Origin of the sequence: Pseudomonas sp. stari2 (assembly GCF_040760005.1) — a bacterium.
Classification (GTDB): Bacteria; Pseudomonadota; Gammaproteobacteria; order Pseudomonadales; family Pseudomonadaceae; genus Aquipseudomonas.
In genome coordinates this window covers 6,028,626-6,042,618 of record NZ_CP099760.1, presented here as the reverse complement: position 1 = coordinate 6,042,618, position 13,993 = coordinate 6,028,626, and the positions used below count along the sequence as shown (strand labels likewise).

Annotated in this window: 11 protein-coding genes; 4 read left to right on the top strand and 7 right to left on the bottom strand. The window is 61.5% G+C overall.

Going from position 1 to position 13,993, the window contains the following annotated elements:
• Positions 1-139: 139 nt before the first annotated feature.
• From NH234_RS27725 to NH234_RS27715, 3 genes are read left to right on the top strand one after another with little or no spacing between them, the layout of a single operon-like run.
• Positions 140-2,263 carry an EAL domain-containing protein gene (locus NH234_RS27725; protein ID WP_085731618.1) on the top strand — a complete coding sequence of 708 codons (2,124 nt, stop codon included), beginning with the start codon at positions 140-142 and terminating at the stop codon, positions 2,261-2,263.
• Positions 2,264-2,304: 41 nt separating this feature from the next.
• A complete protein-coding gene (locus NH234_RS27720) occupies positions 2,305-2,796 on the top strand; it encodes a M48 family metallopeptidase (RefSeq protein ID WP_367254989.1) in 492 nt (163 codons plus the stop codon).
• Positions 2,797-2,820: 24 nt separating this feature from the next.
• Complete coding sequence (locus NH234_RS27715; RefSeq protein WP_008033286.1) at positions 2,821-3,117, top strand: helix-turn-helix domain-containing protein; 297 nt, start codon at positions 2,821-2,823, stop codon at positions 3,115-3,117.
• Positions 3,118-3,159: 42 nt separating this feature from the next.
• Here the strand turns inward: NH234_RS27715 and NH234_RS27710 are convergent, their stop codons facing one another.
• Complete coding sequence (locus NH234_RS27710; protein ID WP_011336314.1) at positions 3,160-3,612, bottom strand: GNAT family N-acetyltransferase; 453 nt, start codon at positions 3,610-3,612, stop codon at positions 3,160-3,162.
• Positions 3,613-3,868: 256 nt separating this feature from the next.
• On the opposite strand from NH234_RS27710, the gene NH234_RS27705 reads away from it, so the two are divergent.
• On the top strand, positions 3,869-4,606 hold the full coding sequence (locus tag NH234_RS27705; protein ID WP_085731620.1) for an ABC transporter substrate-binding protein: 738 nt from the start codon (positions 3,869-3,871) through the stop codon (positions 4,604-4,606).
• 6 nt (positions 4,607-4,612) lie between these two features.
• Here NH234_RS27705 and yccS read toward each other — a convergent pair whose 3' ends face one another.
• The 6 genes from yccS to NH234_RS27675 all read right to left on the bottom strand — a co-directional run bounded on the left by yccS (position 4,613) and on the right by NH234_RS27675 (position 13,955).
• Positions 4,613-6,796: a YccS family putative transporter gene (gene yccS, locus NH234_RS27700; protein WP_085731621.1), complete on the bottom strand. Its 2,184-nt coding sequence runs from the start codon at positions 6,794-6,796 to the stop codon at positions 4,613-4,615.
• Positions 6,797-6,906: 110 nt separating this feature from the next.
• Positions 6,907-8,085, bottom strand: a complete 1,179-nt coding sequence (locus tag NH234_RS27695; RefSeq protein ID WP_367254986.1) for an NAD(P)/FAD-dependent oxidoreductase — start codon at positions 8,083-8,085, stop codon at positions 6,907-6,909.
• 120 nt (positions 8,086-8,205) lie between these two features.
• Positions 8,206-9,591, bottom strand: a complete 1,386-nt coding sequence (gene dbpA / locus NH234_RS27690; protein ID WP_367254984.1) for an ATP-dependent RNA helicase DbpA — start codon at positions 9,589-9,591, stop codon at positions 8,206-8,208.
• A gap of 80 nt (positions 9,592-9,671) precedes the next feature.
• Positions 9,672-11,111, bottom strand: coding sequence for a multidrug transporter subunit MdtD (mdtD, locus tag NH234_RS27685; protein ID WP_085731624.1), 1,440 nt, complete (start codon positions 11,109-11,111; stop codon positions 9,672-9,674).
• A gap of 64 nt (positions 11,112-11,175) precedes the next feature.
• A complete protein-coding gene (locus tag NH234_RS27680) occupies positions 11,176-12,513 on the bottom strand; it encodes a TldD/PmbA family protein (protein WP_367254982.1) in 1,338 nt (445 codons plus the stop codon).
• Positions 12,513-13,955 carry a TldD/PmbA family protein gene (locus NH234_RS27675; RefSeq protein ID WP_367254981.1) on the bottom strand — a complete coding sequence of 481 codons (1,443 nt, stop codon included), beginning with the start codon at positions 13,953-13,955 and terminating at the stop codon, positions 12,513-12,515. Before NH234_RS27675 ends, NH234_RS27680 begins: the two co-directional genes overlap by 1 nt.
• Between the last annotated feature and the right edge of the window lie 38 nt (positions 13,956-13,993).

Below are 13,993 nucleotides of genomic sequence, written 5' to 3'. Positions count from 1 at the left end.
TGAGTTTGATTACATGATGGCCTGATGACAGCTACAGCTTTTCCAGTTCCCGGACTAGAGTGAAGGCTCAGTGACTGTACGGTTTTCACGAGAAACCGGCCGTGGCCCCGACACAAGATGTCCCGACAAGAGAAGCAGCATGGAATGCGTGCAACCCCAGCCAGGTGAAGGCAGCTCAGTCCTTTTGATCGTTGATGATTACCCTGAAAATCTGATCAGCATGCGTGCATTGCTGCAGCGCCAGGATTGGCTGGTCATGACCGCCGCTTCGGGTTTCGAAGCCCTCAACCTGTTGCTCGAACACGACATCGATCTGGTGCTGCTGGATGTGCAGATGCCGGGAATGGACGGTTTCGAGGTCGCGCGCCTGATGCGCGGCAGCCAGCGTACTCGGCTGACACCGATCATTTTCCTCACCGCCAATGAACAATCCCAGGACGCCGTGATCAAGGGCTATGCCAGTGGTGCGGTGGATTACCTGTTCAAGCCTTTCGATCCGCAGATTCTCAAACCGAAGGTCCAGGCGTTGCTGGAGCACCAGCGCAATCGCCGGGCCTTGCAGCGCTTGAGTCAGGATCTGGAATCGGCGCGGGCCTTCAATGCCTCGGTGCTGGACAACGCTGCCGAAGGCATTCTGGTGCTGGCCGAGGACGGCTTGATCCGCTTCGCCAACCCGGCGATTTCCCGGCTGCTCAATGCGCCGGTGAAGGAACTGGAAGGGCAGGAGTTTCTCGATTTCCTGCAGAAACCGCACATTCCGCTGTGGGCCGATTCCGAGTTTTATGCCAGTTACAAACGCGGCGAGACGTTGCGCTTACACGACGCTTTGCTGCGTACCGCGCCGGGTCAGCAGGTGCCGGTGGCACTGTCTTGTGCCGCATTGCCGAGCGAGCAGCACGCGATGGTGGTGACGGTGCTGGACATGTCGGTGGTGCGTCATCTGCATCAACAGCTTGAGTTTCAGGCCGTCACCGACCCACTGACCGGGCTGCTCAATCGTCGGGGTTTCTACCAGACTGTGGAAAACCTGCTGCTGCGCGGCGAACGCACGGACAGCAGTTGGGTGTTGATGTACCTCGATCTCGACGGCTTCAAGCGAGTCAACGATTCCCTCGGCCATGATGCCGGGGATCGAGTGTTGCGCTGGGTCTCCGAACAATTGAAAGCGTGCCTGCGGCCGTTCGACATTCTGGCGCGGATGGGCGGCGACGAGTTCACCGCACTGCTGGATCTGGAATTCCCCGAACAAGCGGCGAAGATCGCCGAGAAACTCATCGAGCGAGTATCGATCTGTCAGCAGATCGAAGGCCTCGATATCGCTCTGGGCGCAAGTATCGGCATCGCCACCTACCCGGATTGCGGCAACAACCTCGACGGTTTGATGCGCGCCTCGGACATCGCCATGTACGAAGCCAAGCGTGCCGGGCGTCAGCAATATCGCTTCTACGATCATGAAATGAACGGCCGCGCGCGGTCACGGCTAATGCTGGAAGAGAGCGTGCGCAACGCCATCGAGAACCGCGATTTCAATCTGGTGTATCAGCCGCAAGTGGCGATTGGCGACGGCCGGATTCGCGGTTTCGAGGCGTTGCTGCGTTGGCAACATCCGAGCGTCGGCGACGTGCCGCCGGGGTTGTTCCTGCCGTTGCTGGAAGAGGCGACGTTGATCAGCCGGCTCGGCAGCTGGATCTATCATCGCAGCGCCGGACAGCGTAAGGCCTGGGAGGCTGATTTTTCCAAGGATCTGGTGATCGGCGTGAGTCTGAGCAACACCCAGTTCGGAATGCCGAATCTGGTCACCGAATTGCGTCAGGTACTGGAGCGCCATGGTTTGCAGCCGCACCAGATGGAAGTGGAAGTCACTGAGGAGGCGCTGACGATCAATCCGGACGAGACCCGCAAACAGCTGAAGCTGCTGCGTAATCTCGGGGTGCGGGTGGCGCTGGACGATTTCGGTTCCGGCTCCTGCTCGCTGTCGCATCTGCGCGACCTCGAGCTGGACACACTGAAGCTCGACCGCCATCTGATTGCCCGACTCCCGGATTCGTCCCGGGACGCTTCGCTGGTGCGCAGCGTCATCGAGCTGTGCAAGGAATATGGGTTGCTGGTGATTGCCGAAGGTGTGGAAACCGTCGAGCAATATCGATGGCTAAAGACCCACGGTTGCGAATACGTGCAAGGCTTTCTCGTGGCGCGTCCGGTGGTCGCCGAGGACACGACGCGCTTCGCCGAGCCGTTCGACTGGAGCGCGTTGGCCAGTTGAATTCGTTACACTGGCGGCCTTTTCATGACCCGTGCCGCCCCATGACTGCGTTGAAATACCTCCAGGCCTATCCCGCGAATCTGCAGGATCAGGTGCGCCAATTGATTGCCGAAGATCGTCTCGGTGATTACCTGAGCCAGCGCTACCCCGGCCGCCACGATGTGCAAAGCGACAAGGCGTTGTACGGCTACGCGCTGGATCTGAAACAGGAGTACCTGCGTAACGCCCCGGCCATCGACAAGGTCTTGTTCGATAACCGTCTCGACTTGACCCACCGCGCCCTCGGCCTGCACACCACGGTCTCGCGGGTGCAGGGCGGCAAGCTCAAGGCCAAGAAAGAGATTCGTATCGCCTCGTTGTTCAAGGAGGCCGCGCCGGAGTTTCTGAAGATGATCGTCGTGCACGAGCTGGCGCACTTCAAGGAGTCGGATCACAACAAGGCGTTCTATAAATTATGTGAGCACATGCTGCCGGGCTATCACCAGATCGAGTTCGATCTGCGGGTGTACCTGACGTGGCGGGACATGCAATAAGACAACAAACAACGGAGCGCATGCATGGACGTGAGCAAGACCAAGAGCAGTTTCTACCGGCGCTTGTACGTGGCTTATCTGATCGACAGTGGCCTGGCCAGCAGCGTTCCGGCGCTGACCGACGTCACCGGCATGCCCCGGCGTACGGCGCAGGACACCATTGCGGCGCTGGCGGATCTGGATATCGTCTGCGAATTCGAACAGGAAGAGGGCGCGCGCAACCATGCGGGGCGCTACCGGATTCGTGAGTGGGGGGCGATTGATCGGGGGTGGATCGAGCGCAATTTGCGGCAGATCAAGGCTGTTCTCGAGTATCCCTGACCGATGTAGTCCCTTCGCGGGCGCGCCCGCGAAGGGGGAATCTCAGGAACGCCGCATACCAATATGCGGAATGTCATCCTCCAGATATTCCTCACCCGCCACCACAAACCCGTACCGCCCGTAATACCCCTGCAAATGCGCCTGGGCCGACAGATAGATCGGCACTTCTGGCCAGCGCTTTTCGGCCTGTTTCAGCGCCTGCTCCATCATCTCGTGACCCAAACCTTTGCCACGTCCGGCGGGCGCCGTCAGTACACGGCCGATCACCACGTCGCCCCCTTGGGATTCCGGGTCCAGCAGGCGCAGATATGCCACCAGTTGATCACCGTCCCAGCCCATCAAATGGCAGGTGTCCCCGTCCAGGTCCTGCCCGTCCGGGTCCAGGTACGCGCAACGCTGTTCGACCACGAACACTTCCGAGCGCAATTTCAAAATGGCGTACAGCTGTTCCAGTCCCAGATCGCTGTGATGTTTGCAGACCCACTCGATTGTCATCTTCCGATTCCTTGAACTACGTCGTCCGATACTAAGCGCCACGTCGAAATATGTCTGTATGGCTGAGAAATCTGTGACAAAGGCCAAAATGCCATCATTCCCTTCTGGCGGCGCCGACATCTTTGTGTAATCTGCTGAGAAGCGCTGTGCAACGGCTTCAATGAGCTAATGTTAGGGCCTGGGATTCGCCGGTACGGGGCCTTGGGGTTTTGACTGAAAACACGCCGGGCGGCCCGCCCGCTAAGGATTTTCAAGCATGCCGCGATTGCATCGAGCGTTGGCTTTGATCGGATTGCTGTTGCTGGGTCAAAGCGCTGCAGCGGAGAAATTGCGTCTGGTCTTCGACATCTGGCCGCCCTTTACCGATGACACGCTGGTCAACGGTGGGCTGGCCACGGACATCGTCAGTACGGCCCTGGCCCGGGCTGGTTATGCCAGCGATTACGAACAAGTGCCGTGGGCGCGGGCGTTGCTTGGGGTGGGTGAGGGGCGTTACGACGTGTTGGTCAATGCCTGGTACAACGACGAGCGTACGAAGCTGGGGCAGTTTTCCGACGAGTACCTGCTCAACCGCGTGCGTTTTCTCAAGCGCAAAGACACGCCCATCGAATACAACAACCTGCAGGAACTGCACACCTATCCGATTGCGGTGGTGCGCGGCTATGCCTATTCGGCGCCATTCGATGCCGACACCGCGCTGCAGAAAGTCCCTGTGCATAACTTCGCCATGGCCGTGCGCATGCTGGCGGCGGACCGGGTCAAGCTGACCCTGGAAGACGAATACGTCGCCCGCTATTACCTGGCCCGTGAATCGCCGAAAGTGCGCAACGCGGTGGAGTTCCTGCCCAAGCCGCTGAGCGAAAACAGTCTGCACATTCTGGTCAGCCTGAAGAACCCGGAGCACGAACAGATCGTGGCCGGGTTCGACAAGGCGATTGCGGCGATGAAGGCTGATGGCAGCTATGACAAGTTGCTCAGGAAGCACGGAATGTGAAACGACTCAATCCTCGGCGGTATCCTTGATCAGGTGCGCAGCCAGCGTGCGCAACGGGCCTAGCTGACGGCAGATCAACGCCAGTTGCGTCTGCACCAGCCGCTGGCCTTCATCGATCTCGTCCGCCATTTGCTCAAGCTCATTGGCCAGCGCTTCTTCTTCATCGCTCTGGATCGCAATAGGCTGTTTGCTTGCCAGACCCTGGGCGATTTCATCGATGCTGTTGGCCAGTTTCACCCCGGCGCCATCGATCAGATGCTCACGCACCTCGGCCGGCAACTGGGTTTCCCGGTGCGCGCCGAGGCCTGACAGATAACTGAGCAGGGTGTGCGACAGCACCAGGAAGCGGAAACCGACGTCGGCCTCCTTCCGGAAATGCCCCGGTTCCATCAGCATGTTCGCCAGCGTGGTCGACAGCGCCGCGTCGGCGTTGTGCGCGTTGCGCCGGGCGAGACGATAGGCGAGGTCGTCGCTCTTGCCGGCGGCGTATTGCTGCATGATCTGGCGCAGGTAGATGCTGTTGCAGGTCAGGGTGTTGGCCAGCACCTTGTTCAGGCGCCGACCCTGCCAGTCCGGCAGGAACAGGATCACCGTCAGGCCTGCGATCAGGCTGCCGAGCAGGGTATCGAACAGGCGCGGGACAAACAGCCCGTAACCGTCGCCGACCTGATTGAAGCAGAACAGCACCATGATCGTGATCGCGGCGGTCGCCACGGTGTAGCGGGTGGTGCGGTTGGTAAAGAACACCACCCCGGCGGCGATAGCGAAACACGACTGCACCAGCGGGCTCGGGAACAGATCGAACAGCGCCCAGGCGATGGTCAGGCCGATGGCGGTGCCGAGAATCCGCTGGCCGAGTTTGCGCCGGGTGGCGCCATAGTTTGGCTGGCAGACGAACAGCGTGGTGAGGATGATCCAATAACCCTGTGACGGGTGAATCAGATGCACCATGCCGTACCCGATACTCAGCGCCAGCGGCAGGCGCAGGGCATGGCGGAACAACAATGACGTGGGCGTCAGCTGCGTGCGCAGGCGCGTCAGCACATCCTTGAAGTTGCGCGGCGAGCGGTCGAGCAGGCTGCTGTCGGTGGCATCGGCCAGCGCATCCGGGTTGCTGGCATCGCTGAGTAAACGGTCGAGGGTGCCGAGGTTGGCCGCCAGCGCCCGCAGCGAACGCAGCAGCCCGCGCCAGGCCGGGTTGCTCTGGATGCGCAGGTGTTCGAGGGAGGCGTGCAGGTCACTCAGGGCTTCGGCGAATGTCGCGTCGTAGATGAACGGCTGGCGCATCTGGATCGACTCGGCCAGCGCCCGGCAGGCCTTGCCTTGTTGGCGCAGCAGGCGCTGGCAGCGGAACAGCACGTCGCTGTGAAAGAACGCCTCGGCCAACGCGTTGTAAGGGTAATGCGAAGAACTGGCGCGCTCGTGAATGTCCTGAGCGAGGAAGTACAACTTCAGGTAGCGGCTGACTTTCGAGCCCGGGCGGCCGTTGCCGACCCGATGGAGAATGATTTCCTTGGCGCTGTTCAGTGCCGCCACGACGCGGCCGTTTTGTTGGGCCAGTTCCAGGCGCCGCGCTTCGACGTCCAACTGACGGATCGGCTCGAACAGCGAGGCTTTCAGCTTCAGGTAATAACCCAGCTCACGGAACAGTCGCGCCAGGCTCTGCTGCACCGGCTGGTTGGAAAACATCGCCTGCCACAGCACCGACAGCAGGCCGTACCACGCGGCACCGGCCACCAGCAGCATCGGTTCGTGCCAGAAATCCGTGACCGCGCCACCACGCTGGTCAACGCCGATCATGGTGTAGACGGAAAGAATCAGCGTCGCCGAAGCAATCGCCCCGTAACGCTCGCCGAGCGCACCGAGCATGGTCAGGCCGAAACTGGCCAGCGCCAGAGCGATGACGAACACGATGGGGTAGGGGAACAGCAGTTCCACCGACAGCGCGGCGACGCTGAAACACACCAGCGTTACCGCCAGTGCGTTGAGGCGGCCCTGCCAGCTGTCGTCGGTCTCGGCCAGGGCGCTGGCGATGATCCCGAGGAACAACGGGATCAGCAGCCCCATTTCATCCTGATACCAGCACAGCGCCATGCTGCCGGTCAGGGCGATGAACACCCGCACGCTGTAGCTGAATTTATCCAGCGCCCACAGGCGCCGCAAAGACTGACGAAACGAGGTCGAGGACATGAAGTGCGAAGGCCTTCCGAGGCGATGCCGCTAAATTGAGCCAGTAATGACGCCGACGCAATGGCGCCGATCACATCTGACAGCAAAAAGTGTTCCGCACGGCCTTCGAATCAGACGTATTGCGCGGCCGCGTAACCCGATGCCCACGCCCATTGGAAGTTGAAACCGCCCAGATGTCCGGTGACGTCCAGTACTTCGCCGACGAAATACAGACCCGGGCTTTTCAGCGATTCCATGGTCTTGGAGGATACTTCGCGGGTGTCGACACCACCGAGGGTGACTTCGGCGGTGCGATAGCCTTCGGTGCCGGCCGGGACGACTTTCCAGCTGCCGAGCTTCTCGGCAATCTCCGCCAGTTCGGCGTGTGTGTACTGCTTCATCGGTTTGGAGACGAACCAGTTGTCCGCCAGCAGGTTGGCCATCTTCTTGGTGAAGATTTCGCCGAGCAGGGTTTTCAGTTCGCTGTTCGGACGCTCGGCGGTTTGCTGTTGCAGCCAGCTCGCCGCGTCGTGGTCGGGCAGCAGGTTGATTTCTACCGTGTCGCCAGGTTCCCAGAACGAGGAAATCTGCAGAATCGCCGGGCCGCTCAGACCACGGTGAGTGAACAGGATGTTCTCGCGAAAGCTTTGGTCGTTACAGCTCACCAGGCAATCCACCGAGGTGCCGGACAGTTCGGTGCACAAATCCTTGAGCTGGTCGGTGATGGTGAACGGCACCAGCCCGGCGCGGGTCGGCAGCAGCTCGTGGCCGAATTGCTTGGCGACCTGGTAACCGAAGCCGGTCGCGCCCAGCGTCGGGATCGACAGCCCGCCGGTGGCGATCACCAGCGACTGGCACTGGATCTGGCCGAGTGTGGTGTCGAGCAGGTAACCGCCTTCAACCTTTTCGATGGTCTGGATCGAGGTGTCGAGGTGCAGGTTGACGCCGACCTGATCGCACTCGTCCAGGAGCATGCCGAGGATGTCGCTGGATTTGTTATCGCAGAACAACTGACCGAGTTTTTTCTCGTGATACGGCACGCCATGTTTGGCGACCATGCCGATGAAATCCCACTGGGTGTAGCGGGCCAGCGCGGATTTGCAGAAATGCGAATTCTGCGAGAGGAAATTGCTCGGCTCGGTGTACATGTTGGTGAAGTTGCAGCGACCACCGCCGGACATCAGGATTTTCTTGCCGGCCTTGTTCGCGTGGTCGAGCAGCAACACCTGACGCCCGCGCCCGGCGGCGGTCAGTGCACACATCAACCCTGCGGCGCCAGCGCCAATGATCACGACTTCGGTAGAGCGCAAAACGGTGTCCTCACGTTGTTCACCACAAAACAAACTGTGGGAGCGAACTTGCTCGCGATGAGGTCCGGCATCGCGGGAAAGCCTGCTCCCACAGGGGATCTTCCTTGGATGGAAGATCGCTTACAAAACGCGTACGCGCAGCGAACGACCCTTGATCTTGCCGTTGTTCAAACGCTGCAGCGCCTGCATGACCACGCTGCGTTCAACGGCCACATAGGACTGGAAGTCGAAGATCGCGATCTTGCCGACCTGGGCGCCCGGAATGCCGGCCTCACCGGTCAGAGCGCCAAGAATGTCGCCCGGACGCACCTTGTCCTTGCGCCCGCCAGCGATGCACAGCGTGCTCATCGGCGGTTGCAGCGGGGCACCGCCCTGGGACTTGAGGTTGTCCACCTGATCCCAGTTCAGCGGGGTTTTCTGCAGTTGTTCGATGGCTTGCGCGCGATGCGCTTCGGACGGCGCCACCAGGCTGACTGCGATGCCTTTCTCGCCCGCGCGCCCGGTACGGCCCACGCGGTGAATGTGGATTTCCGAGTCGCGGGCCAGTTCGACGTTGATCACCATGTCCAGCGAGTCGATGTCCAGGCCACGGGCGGCGACGTCGGTGGCAACCAGCACCGAAGTGCTGCGGTTGGCGAACATCGCCAGGACCTGGTCGCGATCACGCTGTTCCAGATCGCCGTGCAGGCCGACGGCGGAAATACCCTTGGAGGTCAGGTGATCGACGGTTTCCTGCACTTGCTGCTTGGTGAAGCAGAAGGCCACGGTGGAGGCCGGACGGAAGTGGTGCAGAACCTTGGTCACCGCACTCATGCGTTCTTCCGGGGCGATCTCGTAGAAGCGCTGTTCGATCTGGGTGTCGTCGTGGAACGCTTCGGCTTTCACCGTTTGCGGATCGCGCATGAACTTCGACGCCAGTTGCTTGATGCCCACCGGGTAGGTGGCCGAAAACAGCAGGGTCTGACGACGGGACGGGGTCTGCTCGATGATGTCTTCGATGGCGTCATAGAAACCCATGTCGAGCATGCGGTCGGCTTCGTCGAGGATCAGCGTGTTGAGGCCGTCGAGGACCAGCGAACCCTTGCGCAGGTGCTGCTGGATGCGGCCTGGCGTGCCGACGATGATGTGCGCGCCGTGCTCCAGCGAGGCGATCTGCGGGCCGAACGCCACGCCGCCGCACAGGGTCAGGACCTTGATGTTGTCTTCGGCACGGGCCAGACGACGGATTTCCTTGGCGACCTGGTCGGCGAGCTCACGGGTCGGGCAAATCACCAGCGCCTGGCAACCGAAGTAGCGCGGATTGATCGGGTTCAGCAGGCCGATGCCGAACGCGGCGGTCTTGCCGCTGCCGGTCTTGGCCTGGGCGATCAGGTCCATCCCCTTGAGGATCACCGGCAAGCTCTGCGCCTGGATCGGCGTCATCTGGGCATAACCGAGGGAGTCGAGGTTAGCCAGCATGGCGGCGGACAGCGGCAAAGTATTAAAAGCGGTGGCGATGGTGGTCACGGGACTGGCCTGCAAAACAAAATGTCGCGCAGTGTAGCAGCCCCGTGCCACTTTCCTCGAAAGTTCTGGACGAACAGCGATTAATGTTCGATGTGTTCGTCCGGATGTTCATCGGGACGTTTGACGCGTCGGCCGTCCTCTTTCGAGAGTTGCGAGAAGATTGTCGCGGCCAGCATCGCCATGACACCCACCGTCACGAACGTCAGCTGGAACGCACCCAGCACGGTTTCAACGCCATCGTTGCCGATTTCCGCCGTGAAGCCGCCGAGCAAGGCACCGGCGCAAGCCACCCCGAGACTCAGCGACAACTGTGCAACCACCGACAGCAGGCTGTTGCCGCTGCTGGCGCTGGCGTCGTCGAGATCGATCAGGGTCACGGTGTTCATCGCGGTGAACTGCAGCGAGTTGATCGCGCCGAGAATCGCCAGCAGGCACAACAACAGCCAATACGGTGTCTGCTCGCTGACCAGACCCATGCTCGCCAGCATGATCCCCAGCGCCAGCGTGTTGCCGGTGAGCACGATGCGATAACCGAGACGTTCGATCAGCGGCCGCGCCATCCACTTGGCAAACATCGCTGCGGCGGCCAGCGGCAGCATGCTCATCCCGGCCTGCGACGGTGAATAACCAAGCGCCACCTGCAGCAGCAACGGCACCAGAAACGGCAACGCGCCGCTGCCCAGACGGGCGAACAGGTTGCCGATGATCCCTACTGCAAACGTCCGGGTCTTGAACAGCGAAGGCGCGAATAGCGGATTCTCGACACGTCCGGCGCGCAGCCAGTACGCCGCCAGACACGCCATGCCACCGAACAGCAGCAACATCACCCGCAAGTGCGGCAGATGCAATTCGCCAAGGCCTTCCATGGCGATGGTGATGAGAATCATCGCCGCGCCGAACAGCAGGAAACCGAGGCTATCGAAGCGCGTGCGCTCGGTGCCGCGCAGGTCGGGAATGAACTTCCACACTGCATAGCAGCCGATGACGCCGACCGGCAGGTTGATCAGGAAGATCCAGTGCCACGTCAGGTACTGCACCATCCAGCCGCCCATGGTCGGGCCGATCAGCGGGCCGAGCAGGCCGGGAATGGTGATGAAGCCCATGATCCGCACCAGCTCCGAACGCGGGTAGGCGCGCAGCACCACCAGTCGCCCGACCGGCAGCATCAACGCGCCGCCCAGACCCTGGATTACCCGAGCGCCGACCAGCATGGACAGGCTGCTCGACAGGGCACAGAGCAGCGAGCCGATGCTGAACAGCAGGATCGCGCCGAAGAAGATCTTCTTGGTGCCGAAGCGGTCGGCGATCCAGCCCGAGGCCGGAATCAACAGGGCCACGGTGAGCATGTAGGCGATGACCACGCCTTGCATGCGCAGCGGGTCTTCGGCCAGATCCCGGGCCATGGCCGGCAGGGCGGTGTTGAGGATAGTCCCGTCGAGGGACTGCATGAAAAAAGCGATGGCGACGACCCACGGCAACCAGCGGGCGGTGATGGCGTCGAGAGGCGGGCGGTTGGGCATGGAACCTCTTGTGGTGTGGGGCAGTGAGTGATCGTTCCCGCGCAAGGCGCGGGAACGATTTGTATCAGAGAGTCAAGGTCAGGCGGCTCACCAGCGCCCCCGGCAACAACGCCGACGAGGTATTGCGCTGGCTGTAGGTGCTCGCCGACAGCAGCAACTCGCGCTCGGCAGTCAGCGCTTCCAGTTGCGAACCCAGCAAGCTGTAGGCGCTGTCGTCGAAACGCATGGTGCTGACCGGTGCCTGAATCTCGCCATTCTCGACCCAGAACGTGGCAAATCGGGTCATGCCGGTCAGGCGCGCCGCCGGTTGATCGGAGAAGTTCAGGTACCACAGGTTGCTGATATACAGCCCGGTGCCCAGTTGCTTGAGAATCTCCGCTTGCGGCAGATCACCGGCGCCCATATTCAGCGCGCTCGGCGATTCGCCACCGCCGGCACCGTTGGCAGTCAGACCGTATTCGGCAGCACTGCGTGAACCTACCAACTGATCACCTGCTTTACCTTCGATGATCAACCGCAGATCGCTGCGCGGGTAACCTTCGCTGGAGAACGCCGGGCTCAGCGAACCGCTGACCTTCTCGTCGAGGGACACCAGTGGACTGAACGTCTGATCGCCGGCATACAGCTTCTGCAACGGACTGCTCTTGCTGGCAATCGACTGCGCCGAGAAACCGCCCCAACACAGCATGCCCATGATTTCTTCCAGGGCTGCCGGTGCCAGATAGGCGCGGTATTGTCCCGGTGGCAGGGTGCGCAACGGGCGACCGAGGAACTCGAGTTGTTCGCGGGCCTGCTGGATGCGTCTGGCGAAATCTTCGCTGTTCCAGTCATGTCCGGCGTAGCTGGCCTTCACTGCTTCGCCGTTTTCGTGGAACAGGCTGAAATCGAAGTTGAAGCTGTTGGCCTGATGCCAGCCGAACGCGCCGGAAGAACTGGCGAAACCACGGCTGATCGGGCCGGCGGCATAGAAGCCGACCAGATCCAGCCCTTCGGCCGCTTGAGCGATTTCAGCCACGACCTGTTCGGTGTCCGGCAACGGATGTTCCTGCACGTTCTGGCTCTGCCAGCCGTTGTGGTTGAGCAGCAGGTATGGATCCTGTGGCAGCAACGGCAAGGTTTCGCGCAGTTGTTGCAAGCCTTCGGCGAGGCGTTGCAGGTCGGTGGCCTGCTCACCGGACAGGGTGATGTGCAGGTCGGCATGCCGCCCGTCGTCGATCAGTTTCAGGCCGATATTCGCCTGTTGCACTTGCCCGGCCTGCCGCACCTTGGCGTGGTTGAAACGCACGAAGGCCGACGATTCGGCGTCGTAACTCAGCGTGAACTGTTCCGGCTCGCGCACGGCATCGCGCAGCCAGTCGACCAGCACCTTGAAGGCCTCGACCTGGCTCTTGGAAATACTCATCAGGCGTCTCCCCCAAACACATCAACATTGCTGAACACGCAGGCCGGTGAAGCGTGGCCGACGCGAATCACCTGGTTCGGTTCGCCCTTGCCGCAGTTCGGCGTGCCCAGCACCTGGGTGGTGCCGGCGTTGCCGACCGCGCGCAGGCTCTTCCAGAAGTGCGCGGAAATGCCCCGGTAGTTCGGATTCTTCACGACGCCCTTGAGTTCGCCGTTTTCAATCAACTGGCCCCATTCGCAGCCGAACTGGAATTTGTTGCGTGCATCGTCGATCGACCACGAACGGTTGGTGCTCATCAGAATGCCGTTTTCAATCCCGCCGATCAGTTGCTCCAGCGACTGGTCGCCCGGTTCGATGTTGAGATTGGCCATGCGGTCGATCGGCGGTCGGTTCCAGCCGCAGGCGCGGCTGTTGGCGACACCGTCGAGTCCCGCGCGGAACTGCGACAGCGCACCGCCCAACGGCCGCACCAGCAGACCTTCGCGAATCAGGAATTGCTTGCTGGCCCTGGTGCCGTCGTCATCGTGGCCGTAACTCGCCAGCTCTTCGGGAATGTCCGGATCGAAGGTCACGTTGAGCAGTTTCGAGCCGTATTGCAGGCTGCCAAAATCCGAGGCTTTGACGAAGCTGGTGCCGGCGTAATTACGCTCGTCGCCGAGAATCCGGTCGAGCTCCAGCGGATGGCCGATGGATTCGTGGATCTGCAGCATCATCTGATCGGGCATCAACAGCAGGTCGCGCGGGCCTTGCGGGGTATTTGGCGCGAGCAGCAGTTGCAGCGCCTGATCGGCGACTTGCGGGCCGGCGCCGATCAAGCCGCAGCGGCTGATCACGTCGGCGCCGCCCTGCTGGCCGAAGTTCTCGCGGCCGAGGCTGCGGGTCTGGCTGTCGTTGCCGTCGTAGGCGGTGACGTCCAGGCCTGGATAAACGAAGCGCTGGGCCTGGCGCAATTCGGCCCCGGCGCTGCTCAGGTAGATCTGTTCTACGTGGGTGATGCCGATGCTCACTTGCCAATTCACCAGGCGCTCATCCTTGGGCACCGAGGCGGATTCCGCGCCGAGCAGCTCGAAGCATTCGCTCAGGGACGGGAAGGGTTGTTCCAGATTGGGTGAAAGGTAGTCGGCGCGGTCGCTGGACACCGGCTGCTGGCTCAGGTCGAGCAGGGCGTGCAGCTTGAGCCGCCGGGCCTGCTGTTCGGCGCGCTCGAGGGCGGCTTGCAGGCCTTGCTGCGACAGGTCATTGGTTGCGGCGTAGGCTTCGACGCCGTTGACGCGAACGGTGAGCATTGCGCCTTCGTCACGGCTCAGGCTCGGCGGTTCGGCGACGTTCTTGCGCACCGACAGGTACTGGCCGGACTCGCGTACATACCGCAGGGAAAAAAACTCGGCGCCCGTGCGCAAGGCAGCGAAGCGCTGCTTGAGCTGGGGGTGGAAATCGAACATCAGGGAACCTCCTTGTTATGGGAGTAGCGGCGAAGCGG